The sequence below is a fragment of the Bradyrhizobium sp. OK095 genome (assembly GCF_900109945.1).
GTDB lineage: Bacteria > Pseudomonadota > Alphaproteobacteria > Rhizobiales > Xanthobacteraceae > Bradyrhizobium.
The window spans coordinates 145,448-163,984 of sequence record NZ_FOBX01000009.1; the positions used below are offsets into that span (position 1 = coordinate 145,448).

General features: G+C 64.4%; 17 protein-coding genes. 3 read left to right on the forward strand and 14 right to left on the reverse strand.

Annotation, left to right across the window (positions count from 1 at the left end; all coding sequences use genetic code 11):
* Positions 1-61 precede the first annotated feature (61 nt).
* Positions 62-370, forward strand: a complete 309-nt coding sequence (locus BMW89_RS23890) for a ribbon-helix-helix domain-containing protein (protein WP_092029475.1) — start codon at positions 62-64, stop codon at positions 368-370.
* Positions 371-548: 178 nt separating this feature from the next.
* Here BMW89_RS23890 and BMW89_RS23895 read toward each other — a convergent pair whose 3' ends face one another.
* The 11 genes from BMW89_RS23895 to BMW89_RS23945 all read right to left on the reverse strand — a co-directional run bounded on the left by BMW89_RS23895 (position 549) and on the right by BMW89_RS23945 (position 12,660).
* Complete coding sequence (locus tag BMW89_RS23895) at positions 549-2,117, reverse strand: GMC family oxidoreductase (protein WP_092029476.1); 1,569 nt, start codon at positions 2,115-2,117, stop codon at positions 549-551.
* 28 nt (positions 2,118-2,145) lie between these two features.
* Positions 2,146-2,694 (reverse strand): Twin-arginine translocation pathway signal, encoded by a 549-nt coding sequence (locus BMW89_RS23900; protein ID WP_092029477.1) that lies wholly within the window; start codon positions 2,692-2,694, stop codon positions 2,146-2,148.
* A 46-nt stretch (positions 2,695-2,740) separates the two neighbouring features.
* On the reverse strand, positions 2,741-3,136 hold the full coding sequence (locus tag BMW89_RS23905) for a VOC family protein (RefSeq protein WP_092029478.1): 396 nt from the start codon (positions 3,134-3,136) through the stop codon (positions 2,741-2,743).
* Positions 3,137-3,523 (reverse strand): c-type cytochrome, encoded by a 387-nt coding sequence (locus BMW89_RS23910; RefSeq protein WP_177196300.1) that lies wholly within the window; start codon positions 3,521-3,523, stop codon positions 3,137-3,139.
* 138 nt (positions 3,524-3,661) lie between these two features.
* On the reverse strand, positions 3,662-4,078 hold the full coding sequence (gene arfB, locus BMW89_RS23915; protein ID WP_092029480.1) for an alternative ribosome rescue aminoacyl-tRNA hydrolase ArfB: 417 nt from the start codon (positions 4,076-4,078) through the stop codon (positions 3,662-3,664).
* 117 nt (positions 4,079-4,195) lie between these two features.
* The gene (locus tag BMW89_RS23920) at positions 4,196-5,563 is read right to left on the reverse strand and encodes a M16 family metallopeptidase (RefSeq protein ID WP_177196271.1); all 1,368 of its coding nucleotides are present in this window, start codon (positions 5,561-5,563) and stop codon (positions 4,196-4,198) included.
* Positions 5,560-6,954 carry a M16 family metallopeptidase gene (locus tag BMW89_RS23925; RefSeq protein WP_502686403.1) on the reverse strand — a complete coding sequence of 465 codons (1,395 nt, stop codon included), beginning with the start codon at positions 6,952-6,954 and terminating at the stop codon, positions 5,560-5,562. Before BMW89_RS23925 ends, BMW89_RS23920 begins: the two co-directional genes overlap by 4 nt.
* A gap of 201 nt (positions 6,955-7,155) precedes the next feature.
* Positions 7,156-7,884 (reverse strand): hypothetical protein, encoded by a 729-nt coding sequence (locus BMW89_RS23930; RefSeq protein WP_177196301.1) that lies wholly within the window; start codon positions 7,882-7,884, stop codon positions 7,156-7,158.
* Between the two features lie 97 nt (positions 7,885-7,981).
* The gene (gene lspA / locus BMW89_RS23935) at positions 7,982-8,476 is read right to left on the reverse strand and encodes a signal peptidase II (protein ID WP_177196272.1); all 495 of its coding nucleotides are present in this window, start codon (positions 8,474-8,476) and stop codon (positions 7,982-7,984) included.
* Between the two features lie 10 nt (positions 8,477-8,486).
* Entirely contained in the window at positions 8,487-11,486 is a 3,000-nt protein-coding gene (gene ileS, locus BMW89_RS23940; protein WP_092029484.1) for an isoleucine--tRNA ligase, read from the reverse strand.
* Between the two features lie 202 nt (positions 11,487-11,688).
* The gene (locus BMW89_RS23945) at positions 11,689-12,660 is read right to left on the reverse strand and encodes a bifunctional riboflavin kinase/FAD synthetase (RefSeq protein ID WP_092029485.1); all 972 of its coding nucleotides are present in this window, start codon (positions 12,658-12,660) and stop codon (positions 11,689-11,691) included.
* A 231-nt stretch (positions 12,661-12,891) separates the two neighbouring features.
* On the opposite strand from BMW89_RS23945, the gene BMW89_RS23950 reads away from it, so the two are divergent.
* A complete protein-coding gene (locus tag BMW89_RS23950; protein ID WP_007596883.1) occupies positions 12,892-13,287 on the forward strand; it encodes a response regulator in 396 nt (131 codons plus the stop codon).
* Positions 13,288-13,503: 216 nt separating this feature from the next.
* Here the strand turns inward: BMW89_RS23950 and BMW89_RS23955 are convergent, their stop codons facing one another.
* The 3 genes from BMW89_RS23955 to BMW89_RS23965 all read right to left on the reverse strand — a co-directional run bounded on the left by BMW89_RS23955 (position 13,504) and on the right by BMW89_RS23965 (position 17,572).
* Positions 13,504-14,358 carry a TIGR01459 family HAD-type hydrolase gene (locus BMW89_RS23955; protein WP_092029486.1) on the reverse strand — a complete coding sequence of 285 codons (855 nt, stop codon included), beginning with the start codon at positions 14,356-14,358 and terminating at the stop codon, positions 13,504-13,506.
* A 15-nt stretch (positions 14,359-14,373) separates the two neighbouring features.
* Positions 14,374-15,867 (reverse strand): EAL domain-containing protein, encoded by a 1,494-nt coding sequence (locus BMW89_RS23960; protein ID WP_092029487.1) that lies wholly within the window; start codon positions 15,865-15,867, stop codon positions 14,374-14,376.
* Positions 15,868-16,009: 142 nt separating this feature from the next.
* Positions 16,010-17,572, reverse strand: coding sequence for a winged helix-turn-helix domain-containing tetratricopeptide repeat protein (locus BMW89_RS23965; RefSeq protein WP_177196273.1), 1,563 nt, complete (start codon positions 17,570-17,572; stop codon positions 16,010-16,012).
* A gap of 122 nt (positions 17,573-17,694) precedes the next feature.
* Here BMW89_RS23965 and BMW89_RS23970 point away from each other — a divergent pair, with 122 nt between their 5' ends.
* On the forward strand, positions 17,695-18,528 hold the full coding sequence (locus tag BMW89_RS23970; RefSeq protein WP_092029488.1) for a class I SAM-dependent methyltransferase: 834 nt from the start codon (positions 17,695-17,697) through the stop codon (positions 18,526-18,528).
* Positions 18,529-18,537: the final 9 nt, after the last annotated feature.

An 18,537-nucleotide genomic window follows, 5' to 3' on the forward strand; every position in this document is an offset into this window, starting at 1 on the left:
TGTGGGGTGCCGGACAGCGGTGTAGCATCGTGAAAAAACGGCAACAGGACGGGAGGACGCCATGTGCCATCTCTTCGCGCACCAGCCCCAACGCGACTATGAATCCCAGACTCGATCTTTAAGGATCGGCGGACACTGCACCTCGATCCGGCTGGAGATGGCGTTCTGGGACACGCTTGAGGAGATCGCGGCCAAGGAGAACATGAGCGTCGGAAAGTTCCTGACCACGCTTTACAACGAGGTGCTCGACCATCACGGCGAGGTCAACAATTTCGCCTCGCTGCTGCGCTGTTCCTGTCTGATCTATCGCTCCAGGACGATGGCATCGGTGCAGGAGTTCAAGGCGCCCATTCTCGATGCGGCCGAATAGAAGCGACGGCGTAGCTGCAGGCTTGTAGCCCGGATTACGCTTCGCTCCATCCGGGCTACGACGCTCCTTCCGCCGTCATTGCGAGGAGCACTTGCGACGAAGCAATCCAGACTGCCGCTGCAGAAAGATTCTGGATTGCTTCGCTGCGCTCGCAATGACGGGCAGGCAGTGTCGGACCTCAAATCTCCTTCTTCTGCATCGCACCTGCAATGTAGTCCGCCTGCCGGATCGCGAGGGCGACGATGGTCAGCGTCGGGTTGCAGGCAGCGCCACTGGTGAACTGGCTGCCGTCGGAGACGAACAGGTTCTTGACGTCGTGGCTCTGCCCGAACTTGTTGACCACGCCGTCGCGCGGCTTCTCGCTCATCCGGTTGGAGCCGAGATTGTGCGTGCTCGGATAGGGCGGCGTCGGATAGGTGACGGTTGCGCCGACCGCGTCATAGACCGCGGCGCCCTGCTTGTAGGCGTGAGCCCGCATCGCAACGTCATTGGGATGGTCGTCATAATGCACGCTGGCCACCGGCTGGCCGAACTTGTCCTTCACGACCGGGTCGAGCGTGATGCGGTTGGTCTCCTGCGGCATGTCCTCGCCGACCAGCCACATGCCGGCCATCCTCGGATAGCCGTCGAGCGCCGCGGTGAACGGACGGCCCCAGGCGCCGGGATTGAGGAACGCCGCCATGAACGGCAGGCCGAGCGACAGCGTCTCCATCTCGTAGCCGCCGACGAAGCCGCGCTTCGGATTGTTGGCGGCCTCATCACGGACGATCCCGGCCATGGTGGTGCCGCGATACATGTGCACCGACTTTTCGAACACAGCGTAGACGCTGCCGGTCATGTGACGCATATAATTGCGGCCGACTTGTCCCGATGAATTGGCGAGGCCGTCGGGGAACATGGTCGAGGCGCTGTTGAGCAGCAGCCGCGGACTTTCGATCGAGTTGCCCGCGACCGCAACGATGCGTGCCTTCTGGCGCTGCATCGCGCCGGTCTCGTCGGCATAGACGACACCGGTCACTTTGCCGCTGGCATCGTGCTCGACCTTGACCACCATGCTGCCCGGCCGGACCTCGAGATTGCCGGTCGCCTCGCCCTTGGGGATCTCGGTGTAGAGCGTCGACCATTTCGCGCCGGATTTGCAGCCCTGGAAGCAGAAGCCGATCTGCTGGCAGGCGCCGCGGCCGTCGCGCGGCTGACTGTTGATGGCCATGTTGCCGGTGTGCACGGTCTTGTAGCCGAGCTTCTTCGCGCCGGCCTCCAGCACCCTGAAATTGTTGTTGCCGGGAAGTCCGGGAATGCCGTTGGTGCGGGTCACGCCCATCTTGTTCTCGGCCTTGGCGTACCACGGCTCCATCTCCGCGAGCGTGACCGGCCAGTCCAGCAGGTTAGCCCCTGGAAGGCCACCATACGTGCTCTTCACCCTGAACTCGTGCTCGTCGAAGCGCAGCGATGCGCCGGCCCAATGGGTCGTCGAGCCGCCGACCGCCTTGACGATCCAGGCGGGAAGGCCTGAAAAATCTTTGGCGACGCGCCATGTTCCGGATGTGGTGCGGGCGTCGGTCCAGGCGAGCTGGGAAAAGCTCTCCCACTCGTCATTGACGAAGTCCTGGTTCTCGATGCGAGGACCCGCTTCGAGGATGACGACCTTGACGCCCTTTTGTGCGAGCTCGTTGCCCAGCGTGCCGCCGCCGGCACCGGAGCCGACGATCACCGCAACGCTGCTGTCGTTCAGATCGAATTTTGCCATATGCTCTCTCCTGAACCGTTGGGTGGCTTTAAGCTTTCGGCAGCCAGTCGATGTCGGCGAAGCCGCGGTTGATGTAGCCGCCGTGCTCGGCGGAGGAGCCCTCGTAGCCGAAGCGCGGCCAGACCTCTTTCTGGTTGTAGAGCGACACGACGAGGTCACCGCGCACCTTCTGGAAGAAGTCGCTCTGCTCGATCTCCTTGAGCAGCACCACGCGGTCGGCTTCCCAGGGCACTTCGGCGTAAGCCGCCTTGTGACGATCCCGCGCGTTCTGATCGAGCCGCGCGATGCCATCGCCGATCAGCGACTTGACGGCGGGGTCCTTGGCGGCCTTGCCGTCCCATGGCTTGATCGCGGTGATGTAGTAGCTGTCGCCGAGCACGTCGTGCGGATAGATGTCGCGCGCGACCTTCAGCAGAGTCTTCATCGTCGCGGGCGAGAGTGCGCTCGCGTCATCGGCCCAGGCGTCCTCGATGCTGACGGCGACGCTGGTCGCGACAGCCACGATCGGCACGGCGGTTGCCGCGCCCTTGAGAAAAACGCGGCGGCTGTGCTTGCTTCGGCGATCGACTTCTCTCATGGCATTCCTCCATAGATTTTTGTGATTTTGATTTTTGTCGTTTTGATCAGTTGAAACGTCCGCCCCGCTGGATCACCTCGATCTTGTAGCCGTCGGGATCGCTGACAAAGAAGAATCGCGCCAGCGTTTTGCCGTCGTGCTTGAAGTCGCGTAAGGGTCCCGGTGCGAGCTTCTCGCCCTCGAAGCGAGCGTGCTCGGCATCGAGGTCCTCGACCACGACGGCGAGATGGCCGTAGCCATCGCCGAGCTGGTAAGGCTCTTTGCGATCGAAATTGACCGTCAGCTCGACTTCGAAAGGTGAGGACGGATGACGCAGATAGATCAGGGCAAAATCCGCAAACCTCAGGTGGTCGGCGATTTCGAGGCCAAAGGCGCGCTTGTAGAAGTCGAGCGAGCGTGCCTCGTCGCGCACGCGGATCATGGAATGGACGGGCTTCGCCATTCAGTTCTGCTCCTTCAGGTAGGTGATGATGCTGGCGCGCGTCTCCGGCTTGGCCTGCCGGTAGACCATGGTCACGCCGGGAACGACTCCTTGCGGATTTGTGAGCCAGGCGTCGAGCCTGGTCTCGTCCCAGGTGAAGTCGGCTTTCGACAGCGCCTCTGAGTATTTAAAGCCTTCGGCCTTGCCGGCGGGACGACCCACGATCTTCACCAGCGGTGGGCCTTGCCGCATCGATTCCGACAGGCTCAAGGTGTGGCACACCGCGCATTGTTGCTTGAAGAGCGTCGGGCCATCCGGCGGCTTTGCGGCCGGCAAGGGCATTTGCGCATCGGCAACCCGCACCACCAGCACCATCGCGGTGCACAATCCCAGCACGATCGCGCGCATCGCCAAAAGCTCGCCCATCCACGTCAAATTCAGCGTGCGCAAACTCTAGGCGTCGCCAAAGATGCGGTGGTAGTAGCGGGCTGTTTCGGAGGAGAACAAAGCGCGCGATGCGCTTTGGATTAATGACGCGGCGCGATGCTAGTCGTCGAAGCTCCCGCCGCGCTTCGACTTGATGTCGCTGCGGTGCTTCTTGCCCTCGAGCCGACGCTGCTTCGAGCCGAAAGTCGGCTTCGTCGCGCGGCGCGGTTTTGGCCGGATCATGGCCTCGGTCAGGATCTCGACGAGCCTGTCGATGGCATCCTGGCGGTTACGCTCCTGGGTGCGGAAGCGCTGGGCGTGGATCACGATGACGCCGTCCTTCGTCATGCGCTGGCCGGCGATGCGGGCAAGCCGGATCGCCGCATCTTCCGGGATCGTCAGCTTGCGGGTGTCGAATCGCAGCTGGGCCGCGGTCGACAATTTGTTGACGTTCTGACCGCCCGGGCCGGAGGCGCGGACAAAGACGATCGCGATGTCGTCCTCGTCGATGACGAGATCGCGGGATATCCGCAGCATGATGGCACCATTCGTGATATCAGGACATATCGCGGAACATCCACGTTCGGCAATGGTGCATCCGGAAACGCAAATGGCCGGGACGAGCCCGGCCATTTCAGGAGGCGTTGGGGGACGTCAGTTCGACTTCGTCGCCGGTACTGCCACCGGCTGTGCGGCGGCCTGCGGGGCGCGGCCGACGACGACGGTCAGGAGGCCCTGGCCCCAGAGGCGCTTGGCGGCCGCCTTGGCGTCGTCCATGGTGACGGCATCGACGATGGCGTTGCGCTTCTCGATATAGTCGATCGGCAGCTTGTCCTGCTGGTATTGCAGCAGCGCCTGCGCGAGCTTCGAGGACGTATCCAGCGCCAGCATCTGCGAGCCCTTGAGGTAGGACTTGGCCTCGTCGAGCTCCTTCTGCGTCGGGCCCTCATCGGCGATGCGGCGCACTTCCTTGTCGATGGCGTCGATGGTGTCGCCGGCGCGGTCGGCGCGGGTGCCGGTGTTGCCGATGAAGATCGCCGAATGCTCCATCCAGAGCAGCGATTCATACACCGAATAGGCCAGCCCGCGCTTTTCGCGGACTTCACGATAGAGCCGCGAGGACAATCCGCCGCCGCCGAGGATGTGGTTGACGACATAGGCCGCCATGAAGCTCGGGTCGCTGCGCTTCACGCCGGGGCCACCGAAAGTGATCACCGTCTGCGGCACGTCGAGCGGCACGAAGGCGCGCTGCGGCGGCTTGGCGGCCTCGACGTCGGCGACCGGTGTCAGATTGGCCTTGGCGGGCAGGCTGCCAAAAGTATGGTCGAGCAGCTTGCCAAGGGTCGCCGGATCGACGTCGCCGACGACCGCGACCTTCAAAGTGTCCTTGGCGAGCACGCGGCCGACATAATCCTTCATGTCGGCGACCGTGACGGTCGGCACGCTGTCGAGCGTGCCGTTGGTCTGCCGGCCGTAAGGATGATCGCCGAACGTGACCTCCAGGAATTTGCGGCTCGCCAGCGACGAGGGGTTGGTGCTTTCGCGGCGCAGGCCCGAGATGACCTGCGAGCGGATGCGCTCGACATCGGCGGTTTCGAAATGCGGCGAGGTCAGCGCGCTCCGCAGCAGGTCGAAGGCCTCGTCCTTGTTGTCGCGGAGCATGCGCAGGCTGCCGCGGAAGGTGTCGCGGGTGGCGCTGAAGGAGAGCTCGATGGCGCGGCGGTCGAGCCGCTCGTGGAAGGTCTTGGAGTCGAGATCGCCAGAACCTTCGTCGAGGAGGTCGCCGACCAGATTGGCGACGCCCGACTTGTCCTTGGGGTCCTGGGCCGAGCCGCCGGCAAAGGAATATTCCATGGCGATCAGCGGCACGGTCGCGTCTTGCACGAACCAGGCCTCGATGCCGCCGGGCGAGATCAGGCGCTGGATCTTTGCCGCGGCTAGCGACGGCGAGACGGTCGCGAGCGCAAGCGCCGCGCCGGTGGCAAGGGAGAAGGCAGCGCGTCGAAACAAGGGATAGGTCACGAACGCTTCTCCTCGCGCTTGGCGGTACTGGTGTCCTTGATCAGATAGCCCGTCACCGAGCGCTTCTTCTCGAGCCATTTCTGCGCAACGGTGCGAACTTGGTCGGCGGTGACCGCGCGAATGCGGTCAGGCCAACTCCTGATGTCTTCGATCGACAGGCCCGTCGTCAGCGCGCCGCCATACCAGCGCGCCAGCACGGCCTGATTGTCCTGGGCGTAAATCGCCTCCGCAATGAGCTGGGTCTTGACCCGCTCGAGGTCCTCGGCGCGGATCGGATTCTGCGCGACATCGGCGATGACGCCGTCAATCACCTGCTCGACGTCGGCAAAGCTGACGCCGGGCTTCGGCGAGGCCGCGACCGCGAACTGGGTCGGGTCGAGCGAGATGCTGGAATAGCTGGCGCTGGCGGAGACCGCGAGCGGCTTGTCGACGACGAGGGCGCGGTAGAGATAGGAATTGCTGCCGCTGCCCATCAGCTGCGCGAGCACGTCGAGGGCCGCGCTTTCACCGGCCGCAGCCGTCGTCGCGGAGGGCACGAGATAATAGCGGCGCACGCTGGGCTGCTCGACGCGTGGGTCGGACAGCGTGACGGTGCGCGGCGCCGCCGGCTCAGGCTCCTGCGGGCGAACGCGCTGTGCCGGGATTGCGGGCTGGGCCGGGATCGGGCCGAAATTGCGCTCCACCAGCGGGCGCACGTCGGCGGCCTCGACGTCGCCGGCGATCACCAGGATCGCGTTGTTCGGCGCGTAGAAGCGACGGTAGAAGGCGAGCGCGTCCTCGCGGTTGAGCTTCTCGATCTCCTGGTGCCAGCCGATCACCGGGCGGCCATAGGGATGATTGAGATAGAGCGCGGCCATGACCTGTTCGTTCAGGCGCGCGTCAGGGCTGTTGGCGACGCGCATGTTGTACTCTTCGAGCACGACGTCGCGCTCGGGCAGCACGTTCTCGTCCTTGAGGATGAGGCCGGTCATGCGGTCGGCCTCGAATTCCATCATGGTCGGCAGCTGCTCTTTCGGCACACGCTGGTAGTAGTTGGTGTAGTCGACCGAGGTCGAGGCGTTCTCGTTGCCTCCGACGCGGAGCACGGTCTGGGAGAATTCGCCGACCGGATGCTTCGACGTGCCCTTGAACATCAAATGTTCGAGGAAGTGCGCAAGCCCGGACTTGCCCGGCGTCTCGTCGGCCGAGCCGACCTTGTACCAGATCATCTCAGTGACCACGGGGGTGCGATGATCCGGGATCACCACGACCTGGAGGCCGTTGGCGAGCGTGAAGCTGGCGGGCGGGTCCGATGTCACCGTGGTCTGGGCGAGGGCGGCGCCGGCCGTCAGGACACTGGTCGAAAGCAGCGCGGCAAGAAGGCAGGCAACCGATCGGTTTGCAGACATCATGATCCCTGGTGAAAGGCCGAGGTCCGGATGTCCGGCTCGGAGGCACGGCATGCTACACCGTGCGGCTGAGGCTTCGCGTCACGAAGCAGAGAACTCAACGCTTAGGCAAGTTACTGATAAGCAATTTATGGACCGCGTCCGGCGTGCATCAGCCGCCGGCGCCGAGTTCGCGTCTGTCCGGATTGCTGCGGACGAGGGGCGCTATTGTTCCTTGTCCTTGCCGGACATGATGTCGAAATAGGTCTTTTTCGTATTGTCCGTGCCGGCGCCATAGGCGTAGCTGGAGGACGGTGTCTGGTATCCGGGCGGAGGCTCGACCAGCGACTGGCGCGGGGGCTCGGTGGTGAACTGCTTGTTCTCGGCTTTGCCGCCCACGCCCCTCATCATATTCCACAGGCCGCCAGTAAAACCCAGTTCGGCGGGGCTCATCGACGGGTTACCGTTGGTGCCCGGCTGAATGGGATCGTTGCTCGTGCGCTCGGGCGCGGCGACCTGGCCGGCCTTCATCTCGGCAGGGGTCAGCGGCTGGGCCGCCTGCCAGTTCTCGGTCGCCTTGGTGGCCTTCTTCCGTGCGGCGATGGCTTCCTTGCGGCGCTTTTCCTCGGGGTCCTTGGGCCAGTTCGGAGCGGCCTTGGCCTGGGTCGCGGGAGGCGGCAAATCGAGCTTGGGCGGCACAACCAGCGGCGAGCGCTCACGGTATTCGATGCCGGGCTTTTCCATGCTCTTGGCGCCGATGCCGGACATCAGATTGTCGATGATCTTCTCTTCGAAGGTCATTCCGTCATCTTCTTCATCGTCGTCACCGGCGCGGGCCGCACCGGTCGACATGACGAGACCGATGCCGAGCGCGACAGCGGACAATTTCAACGCCCGCCAGAACCCGGATTTGGGGTCTCGAACCATCGAACCGCTGGTCTCGGAGCTGCGCATCACTGTACCTGTTCCATAATGTGACAGATCGCCGCTCGCACGCGGCCAGTCCTCGCAAAAAAGCAAGGTTCCACCTCACCGCCCATATCGGCCGGGATCAGGGCGCTTTTGCGGCGGGTACCCCCAGGAAGGAATCATACAATAGGGCCGCCACGCCAGCAACGATGGCCACGTCTGCGAGGTTAAACACGTACCAATTATAGCTATTTCCGGCGATCTCGATGTGGAACAGGGCGAAATCGACCACGGCGCCATAGGCGAAGCGGTCGATGCCGTTGCCGATCGCGCCGCCGATGATCAACCCGAGCGCGATCGTGGCAAGCCAGGTGTGGGAGCGGGCCATCCAGATCGCCAGGGCGACCACGGCGATGGCCTTGACCGCCATCAGCGCGATTTGGGCCGACTGGCTGTCGTTCTGGAGCCAGCCGAAGCTGATGCCGATGTTCCAGGCCAGCACCAGGTCGAAGAACGGCATCACCTGCACCACGCCCTTGCGTGCCAGGTCGAACCCGTTCAGCAGCCAGAGCTTCGAGGCCTGGTCGGCCACGAGCGTGACCACAGCCGTGAGGATGCCGGCGCGGAGCGGGGTCATGGCCGTCCGATCAGACGCCCACGCCCAACGCCTTCCACTCGCGCAGCGCCTGAGCATCGCGCGGGGTGACGTCGGGGTATTCAGCGTCTTCGCCGACGGTCGGCGAGATCTTCCAGGAGCGGGCGCATTTGGTGCCGACCGCCTTCTCGACCACGACGGCAACGCCGGGCACCGCATCGAGACGGAATGCACCGGCCGGGGCCTCGCTTTCGCGCACCTCGTAGTTCGAGGTGATGCAGACCTCGGCGAGATCAGTGTCGAACAGCGTCGCCAGCATGTCGCGGTCGGCGACATAGATCACCGGCGAGGCCTCCAGCGACGAGCCGATGTTCTTGGCGGCGCGTTCGAGTTCCAGCGCGCCGGTGACGACGCGGCGGACGTTGCGGATCGTCTCCCATTTCGCGGCAAGCTTGTCGTCGCGAAGCTTTTCGAGGTTCTCCGGGAACAGCGTCAGGTGCACCGAGGGTTCGGCGTCTGGCCTGTACATCCGCCAGGATTCCTCCGCGGTGAAGCTCAGGATCGGCGCCAGCCATTTCAGGACCGAGGCGCACAAGAGGTCGATGGTCGTCAAGGCCGCCTTGCGTGTCAGCGAGGACGGCGGATCGCAATAAAGCGTATCCTTGCGGATGTCGAAATAGAACGCGGAGAGCTCGCTGTTCAGGAAGGCGGAGAGGGTCGCGACCACGGTCTTGTAGTCGAACTCCTGATAGGCCTTGCGGATCACGTCGGCGCGCACCGCAAGTTCGTGCAGCAACAGCCGCTCGAGTTCGGGCATCTCGGCAGGCGCGACCGCATCGGCCGGCTTGAAGTGATGCAGCGTCCCAAGCATCCAGCGCACGGTGTTGCGCAGCTTGCGGTAGGTCTCGATGGTGTTTTTCAGGATCTCCGGGCCGATGCGCTGATCGTCGGCATAGTCGGTGGCGCAGACCCACAGGCGCAGGATGTCCGCGCCGGAATCCTTGATCACCTTCTGCGGCTCGACGGTGTTGCCGATCGACTTCGACATCTTGCGGCCGTTCTCGTCGAGCGTGAAGCCGTGGGTGAGCACGATGTCATAGGGCGCGCGACCGCGGGTGCCGGCGCTTTCCAGCAGGGAGGAATGAAACCAGCCGCGATGCTGGTCGCTGCCTTCGAGGTACATCACCGTGTCCTGGCCACCGTCGATCTTACGGACGATGTTGCCGAGCTGCGGGAAGTTCTGGCGGTCTTCCAGCACGAAGGCGTGGGTCGAGCCGGAATCGAACCAGACGTCGCAGATATCGTCGACCTTCTTCCAGTCCTCGCTCGCGCGTTCCCTAAGGAAGCGCTCGCGGGCGCCGTCCATGTACCAGGCGTCGGCGCCTTCCTCCATGAAGGCTTCGCTGATGCGCTGATTGACGATCTCGTCCTGCAGGATCTCGGCCGAGCCGTCGCTCTTCTCGCGCACGAACACGGCGATCGGCACGCCCCAGGCGCGCTGGCGCGAGATCACCCAGTCCGGGCGGTTGGTGATCATGCCGTTGATGCGGTTCTCGCCCGACGGCGGCACCCATTGCGTCACCGAGATCGCGTGCAGCGCGCGGGCGCGCAGCGTGTCGCCCTTCTTCGCATGGCCGTCGTCGCTGATGTCCTTGTCCATCGCAATAAACCATTGCGGCGTGTTGCGGAAGATCACCGGCTTCTTCGAGCGCCAGGAATGCGGATATTGGTGCTTGAGGCGGCCGCGCGCGAGCAGCTTGCCGGCGTCGATCAGCGCTTTGATCACGGCCTCGTTGGCATCGCCCTTCTCGCCCTTGTCGTTGAGCACGCGCTTGCCGGTGAAGCCGGGAGCCTGTGCGGTATAGGCGCCGTTCTCGTCGACGGTGTAGGGGATCGCGGTCGAGATGCCGCGTTCATCGAGCTCGCGGGTGTTGGCCATCCAGACGTCGAAGTCTTCGCGGCCGTGGCTCGGCGCGGTGTGCACGAAGCCGGTACCGGTATCATCGGTGACGTGATCGCCGGCGAGCAGCGGCACGATGAACTCGTAGTCGCCGCCGAACCCGCGCAAGGGATGGGCGCATTCCACGGCGTCCAGGGTGTCGCCCGGAATGTCGCGCACCTTCTCATAGGTCGTGACGCGCGCCTGCTTGAACACTTCCGCGGCCAGCGCATCGGCCAGGATCAGGAGATCGCCGGTCTTGGCCCAATTGTCGGCAGGCGCATCCGTCACCTTATAAAGGCCATAGGCGATCTTCGGCGAGAAAGAGATCGCGCGGTTGCCGGGCAGCGTCCAGGGCGTGGTGGTCCAGATCACGACCGAGGCGCTGGCTAGCGCGCCGTGCGCGGGCGAGGTGACCGGGAATTTCACCCAGACCATGTCGGAAGTGTAATCCTCGTATTCGACCTCGGCCTCGGCCAGCGCGGTCTTCTCGACCACGCTCCACATCACCGGCTTGGACCCACGATACAGCGTACCGTTGGCCGCGAATTTCATCAGCTCGCGGGCGATCTGCGCTTCGGCCGGATAGCTCATGGTCTGATAGGGATGGTCCCAGTCGCCGATGATGCCGAGCCGCTTGAACTCCTCGCGCTGCACGTTGATCCAGTGCGTCGCATAGGCGCGGCATTCTTTTCGGAACGCCACCATCGCGGCGGAGTCGCGGAAGTCGGGCTTTTGCTTGCCCTTCTTGCGGTAGTTCTCCTCCTCGATCTTCCATTCGATCGGCAGGCCGTGACAGTCCCAGCCGGGTACGTAATTGGAGTCGAAGCCGAGCATCTGCTGGCTCTTGGTCACGACGTCCTTGAGGATCTTGTTCAGCGCGTGCCCGATATGGATGTTGCCGTTGGCGTAGGGCGGGCCGTCATGCAGCACGAATTTGGCGCGGCCCTCGGCTTCCTGACGCAGTCTGTCGTAGAGGCCGATGTCGTTCCAGTATTTCAGGATCTCCGGCTCGCGCTGCGGCAGGCCGGCGCGCATCGGGAAATCCGTCTGCGGCAGATAAAGAGTCTTCGAATAGTCGTTGGTGTCGGACTTTTGCGGCTTTTCGGACATGGGGCTGACTGGCTCGGAATGGCGCGGGAACGAATGGCGATGCGGAATCGCGGGGTGAAACGACCAAATCCCGGTCTTGCGCCGAGCCGAAGGCTCAGGCGGAAGCCGGGCCGCTAATCCCTATGATGCGCCGCGCAAGCATGGGCTCTCCATAGCAGGGGGCTAAGGGAAGCGCAAAGGTCGGGCGGGCCGGCTTTCGGCCTCAATCGATCACGCCAAGCCTCGGAAACGCGTCCGGGGCGGCGGCCAGCATGGCGCGGGCGCGGGCGGAATCGTCGTCCATCTGGCGGATCAGAGGCTCCAGGCTGTCGAATTTCAGCTCCTCGCGGATGAAGCCGATAAAGGCGCAGTCGAGCGCTTGCCCGTAGAGGTCGCCCTTGAAGTCGAACAGGAAGATTTCCAGCAGCGGCGCGCCATTATCAAAGGTCGGACGGCGGCCGAAGCTTGCCACCCCGTCCAGCCGCTCGGTCCCGCGGCCGACCCGCACGGCGTAGATGCCGTGCTTGAGGCCGCAATTGGCATCGAGGCGGATGTTGGCGGTGGGGTAGCCGAGGTCGCGGCCGCGCTTCTCGCCGTGGATGACCTCACCGGTGATGAACCAGGGCGCACTCAGCATGGTGGTGGCCTCGTCGAGCTGCCCTTCGGCGAGTGCGATCCGGATGGCGCTGGAGGAGACCGGCCGCTCGTCGATATCGACATGCGGCTGCACGTCGACCTCGATGCCGAGCCGGGGGGCCTCATTCACCAGCAGGCCGGGCGAACCGACGCGACCTTTGCCGAAATGGAAGTCGTAGCCGACCGCAATTCCGCTGACGCCGAGGCGTCCGATCAGGTCATGGTGAATGAAGTCTTGCGCGCTGGTCCCGGCGCGGGATTTGTCGAAGGTCATGACCACGGCGCCGGCGAGCCCGGTGCCGGCCAGGAGCCGCAGCTTGGCCGGCTCGTCCGTCAGGCGAAATTGCGGGGTGTTCGGGCTGAAAAAACGCCGCGGATGCGGCTCGAAGGTCAACGCCAGCGCAGGGCGGCCATGCGTGCGGCCCATTTCCAGGGCGGCTGCGATCACCGCGCGATGGCCAAGATGAACGCCGTCGAAATTGCCCATGGCGACCACGGAGCCCCTCAAAATCGCGGAATCCGGCGTGGAGTCGCGGATAACGGTAAAATGCGGGGCCATCAGGGGAATTCTCGAAGCGGCAGGACCTCTCGGACCGTGGCTTGACCGGCCGGACGAAGTCAAGCGGCAGGGGGGGCGGCCACATTGAACTTGATTTCAGTCCTTCGGAGGCGCCCGCGATTAACGCGCTGTTTAACGCCTTGGTGCTAATCCTTGAAACGTGGAACTGCGGGGCTGGAGCCAGGCAGGTCCGATCGTAATATTTCCTGGGTTTGCGTTGGGGGAGTCGAGATGGCGGTTGATTTGTCGATGTCGGTCCTGGTGGTTGACGACTACAGCACCATGATCCGTATCATCAGGAACCTCCTGAAGCAGCTTGGTTTCGAGAATATCGATGATGCCAGCGACGGTTCGGCTGCGCTGAACAAGATGCGCGGCAAGAAATACGGGCTCGTGATTTCCGACTGGAACATGGAGCCGATGACGGGCTACGATCTGCTGCGCGAAGTGCGGGCGGATCCGAACCTCGCCACCACGCCTTTCATCATGATCACGGCGGAATCGAAGACCGAGAACGTGATCGCGGCCAAGAAGGCCGGCGTGAACAACTACATCGTCAAGCCGTTCAATGCGGCGACTTTGAAGACCAAGATCGAGGCGGTCTTCCCGGACATGGCGAGCGCGTAAGCGCGCTCTTCGCCGGATCAACAATCTTCCATTTGGAACGTCGCGCCCGGGCTTGTCCCGGGCATCCACGTTTGTGGATCTGCGAAGCAAAACGTGGATGGCCGGAGCGCAGGCGAGCGGAAGCGACGCCGTCCTTCGGTCGGCTAAGTCCGGCCATGACGGCATCTAGCTCTCAACAATTGGTCTAAGCCCGCAGCACCTGCGCGAGCTCGGCCATCACCACTTCAATTCGCGCATCAGCGCCTTCGGCGGATGGCCGAACAATTCCGTCACCGATTTCGGATCGAGCTGGTCGAGGCCCTCGAACTCCTCGGCATGGATGCCGCGGGTGACGAACAGGCAGTCGATGCCGAATTCGCGCGCGCCGGTTAAGTCAGTGCGGACGGAATCGCCGATCGCCAGCACCTTCTTCCGGTCGATCGTATGGCCCTGGCGTTCGCCGGCCAGCCGCATGGCGCGCTCGTAGATCGGCCGGTGCGGCTTGCCGTAGAAGATCACCTCGCCGCCGAGCTCGCGATACAGCTCCGCGATCGCGCCGGCGCAATAGATCAGCCGGTCGCCACGCTCGACCACGATGTCGGGGTTGGCGCAGACCAGCGTCAGCTTGCGCTCGCGCGCCTTCAGCATCATGCCGCGATAGTCTTCCGCCGTCTCGGTCTCGTCGTCATAGAGGCCGGTGCAGACGATGTAGTCGGCCTCTTCGAGCGGCGCGGTCACAGCGTCGAGGCCGCGATAGATCGAGTTGTCGCGCTCGGGGCCGAGCCAGAACATCTTGCTTCCGGGATGCTCGGCGACATAGAGCCGCGTCAAATCACCCGACGAGACGATCGCGTCATAGGTCTCATCCGCGACGCCGAGCTTGCGCAATTGGCGCTGTACGGAGTCGGCCGGGCGTGGCGCATTGGTGATCAGGATCACCGTACCGCCGCGGCTGCGATAGGTGTGCAGCGCCTCGCAGGCTTCGGGGAAGGATTCCAGGCCGTTGTGAACCACGCCCCAGATGTCGCTGAGCACGACATCGACGCCGCCTACGAGTTCGCGCAGGCTTTCGGCGAAATGCAGCGTGGTCATGATGCGTGCGGCCGATCAGATGCGGCGTGCGAGCGCGGCGTTGCCGGTGCTGACGCGTTGTGCCGAAGGCACGGCTGACGTCGCGCCAGATGTCGTGCCTTGGCTGGGGGGAGCGGAGCCATTGGATCCCTGAATATCCTGCGCCTGGTTCGGCGAGGCCCCGCCGGTAGCAGATGCCCCTTCTGGCCGCAATGGCCGGGGCGGCGCGAACAGGAACCCCTGGCCGAACCGCACGTCATAGTCGAGCAAGTCGACCACTGCACGCTCGCCTTCGATCCGTTCGGCGATCAGGTCGATGCCGAAGCGGCCGAGCAGGTCGGAGAGGTCTGAGGGATGGATGTCGGAGGTCGAGGCCTGCCGGGGGTCGAGCAGGAGCGAGGCCGGCACCTTGATGAAGCGTACGCCGCGATCGGCGAGCTCGCGCGGCTCGATGCGCAGATCCGTGACGTGGTCCATCGAAAAGCGGAAGCCGCGCTGGGCCAGCGCTGCGAGGTTCTCGGTCTCGGCCGGACCGAGATTGCGGAAGGTCGACTGCTTGAACTCCAGCACCAGCGACGGCGCCAGCGCCCGGTTGGCCTCGAGGAAGTCGAGGCACTGCGCGAAGCTGGTGGAATTGCCGAGCGTGGAGGCCGCGACGTTGCAGAACACGCCGACATCCTTGTTGCGCACCATCAGGCGCCGCAGCACCTGCACACAGCGCAGCATCACCATGTTGTCGATGCGCCCGATCAGCCCGGAGGCCTCCGCAATGCTGATGAATTCCTCGGCGGCGATCAATTGATCGCGCTCGTCGCGCAGGCGCGTCACCGCCTCGTAAAACCGTACCTTGCGCTGCGGCAGCGTCACCATCGGCTGGAGGAAGATGTCGATGCGGTTCTCGTCGATGGCGTTGCGCAGCGTCGCCACCATCTGGGGCTGGTTGCGCCCATTGGCGACCTGAACGGGATTGGCGGCCTGGGTCTGGATCACCGGTGCGGCCGGCCGTGGCGGCGGTGCGGGAAGCGGGGGAGGGGCAGCCACTCGCTCCTCGAAGGTTGCAACCAGGTCGAGCGGCGCCTCCGGCTCTATTCTGGCAACCGGAGCGGGGGTCGGCGCCGGCGCGGCGCCGGCCAGCAGATCCTCATGGGTCGATACGGTGGTGGCGAGCTGCCTGACCAGCCCGCCGAGCTCGTTGATCTCGCCGATCACCGATTGAACGCGGTCGGAGTTGGTCGAATTGGACGAGGCGACGCGTCCCTCGATCGCAGCTAACCGGCGGCCGAACTCGGCAACCTGGCGGGCGAGGTCGGCGGTGCCGCGCGAGAGGTCGGCGATCTGGCCGCCGACGTCACTGCGATCGCGTAGCCGCATCGACACCGCGTTGTAGAGGATCAAGAAGGTCAGCGCCGTCAGCGCCACGATCGCGGATTCGGTTCCGCTGATGCCGGCGACCGCGTAGAGCACAAGCCCGAGCGAGGCCGCGACCAGAACCATGCAGATGGCGATGAAGATCGTCGAAATGCGAATCATGCCGCGCGTTACGCCTCAAGAGCTGACTGCCTCACCCGGGAAAACACGGGCCGCTGCGTGACCCCGTCGCGCCTCATGCTTCCCCAGCCGGCATGACCCTAACATCATTGTTGATTCGAGGGGATAGCAGCCTCTTTGCTGCTCATGTCAGTCCAGCCCGGCGAAAGCCCTCGAGGTAGTGCTCGCTGTCGGAGGCGAGCTTCATCGGCATGAACTCGGCGATCCAGGCGAGCGAGACATTCGGTTGGGCGCGGCGGAGTTCCCCAACGGCCGCGCGGGCGATCTCCATGTGTCCGGCCATGCCGGCGGCGGCGGCCAGCACCCGGTGCCCGCCGACGAAGTCGCTACGCTGGCGCAAGGACTCCTGGGCGAGCCGGATGGCTTCCTCGTAATCGCCGCCGAGGTAGCGGGCAAAGGCGGCGATGCCGAAATAGACCGGAGCATAGGGGTCGCGTGGGCTGAGGCGGATCGCCCGCCGCGCAGCCTCGTCGGCATCCTGCCAGCGGCCGCAATAACCGAGCGTCAGGCCATAATAGCCCTGCGCCAGCGCAAAGTTCGGATTGAGCCGCAGTGCGGTCTCGAACTCGGCCAGCGAGTCCTCGAACCGCCGCGCGAACAGGTCGACATGGCCGAGCGCATTATGGGCCCAGGCATCCTCGTCGTCGGCGCGGATCGCGGCCCTGGCCGCGCGCTCGGCGAGGGTTATTGCGCTCGCCATCTCCATCCAGCCCATATGCGCCGTAAACATGTAGCTGGTGCCGAGCAGGCCGAGCGCCTTGCCATAGTTCGGGTCGAGCGCGATGGCTTTTTCGAGCAGGGCCTGCGCCACGACATGATCCTGCCGCGTCACACGCCAGTAATGGGAGAGCGCGCGCATCACGAGATCCCAGGCATCCATGCTGTCGGGCGGCTTGCGCCGGGCGCGAAAGTTCTCCGCCGCGTAGAGCTGCGGCTCGATCGCGGCGACAATCGCCTCGGTGATCTCGTCCTGCACGGCGAAGACGTCGGCCAGTTCGCGGTCGTAGCGTTCGGCCCAGAGATGGCTGCCGGTGGCGACGTCGTTGAGCTGCGCATTGATGCGGACCCGGTCGCCGTCCTTGCGGACGCTGCCCTCGACGACATAGCGCACACCGAGTTCTTCCGCGACCTGCCGCAAATGGACCGCGCGGCCCTTGTAGATGAAGGAAGAGTTGCGCGCGATGACGAAAAACCAGCGCAGCTTCGATAGCGCGGTGATGATGTCCTCGCTGATGCCGTCGGAGAAATAATCCTGCTCGGCCTCGCCGCTCATGTTGGTGAAGGGCAGGACCGCGATCGCCGGACGATCCGGCAGCGGCAATCCCGCCGATGCGGCGTTGGACGGTCCGGCTGGTGCAGCTTGCGTGGCCGCCGAAGAAAGCTCTGTGACCTCACCCACAAACCGCACGCCCTTGCGTGCGATGGTGCGGATCAAGCGCTGCTCCTCGCCATTGTCGCCAACCGCGCGTCGCGCGGCGTTGATCCGGCTGGTCAGCGTCGATTCCGAGACGACGCGGCCGTTCCAGATCGCGTCGAGCAGATTGTCTCGCGTCACCACGCGCTCGCGGTTACGAACGAGGTAGATGAGGAGATCGAACACCTGGGGCTCGAGCGCGATCAGCGCGTCCGCACGCCGCAATTCGCGGCGCTCGGGGTCGAGCAAAAAATCCTCAAACCGAAACGTCACTCGTCCTCCTCGGCTCCCGCTGGGAAATCAAGGCGCTCTCAGCGTAAAATAACGCCGCTCTCAAGGCCAGCGGACCGCACGCGCCCTATCGTCCCGGCGTTTTCAACCGCAGGAGATTGCTCATGTCGACATCCGCCGTACTCAAGCCGGCCGCACCCGATCTCGCCGCCGTCAAGCAGCGCCAGCACGGCGCCTGGTCGTCCGGCGACTATGCCGTGGTCGGCACCACCTTGCAGATCGTCGGCGAGCAGCTCTGTGAGGCACTCGACATACGCGCCGGCAGCAAGGTGCTGGACGTTGCCGCCGGCAACGGTAATGCGACGCTGGCCGCGGCACGGCGCTGGTGTGACGTCACATCCACCGACTATGTGCCGGAGCTGCTCAAGCGCGGACAGGAGCGTGCGGCGGCGGACCATCTGAAGGTCGAATTCCGCGAGGCTGATGCCGAAGCGCTGCCGTTTGCCGACGCGAGCTACGACGTCGTTGTCTCGACTTTCGGCGTCATGTTCACGCCGGACCAGGACAAGGCGGCCTCCGAGCTCGCGCGGGTCTGCAAATCCGGCGGCAAGATCGGCCTCGCCAACTGGACGCCGCAAGGTTTTATTGGCCAGCTCTTCAAGACCATCGGCAAGCATTTGCCGCCGCCGGCCGGCGTGAAGTCGCCGGCGCTGTGGGGCACGCAGGCCCGGCTCGAGGAGATGTTCGTCAGCAAGGCTTCCGAGATCGCCGCCGAGCCGCGCATGTTCGTGTTCCGCTATCGCTCGCCGGAGCATTGGCTCGAGATCTTCAAGACCTTTTACGGGCCCACGTTGAAGGCGTTTGCCGCGCTGGACGAGCGTGGTCAGGACGCGCTGAAGCGCGATCTCCTGGCGCTGCTCGGCGAGTTCAACCATGCCGATGACGGCACGATTGTCGTGCACAGCGAATATCTGGAAGCGGTGATCACCAAGCGCTGATGCGGAGTG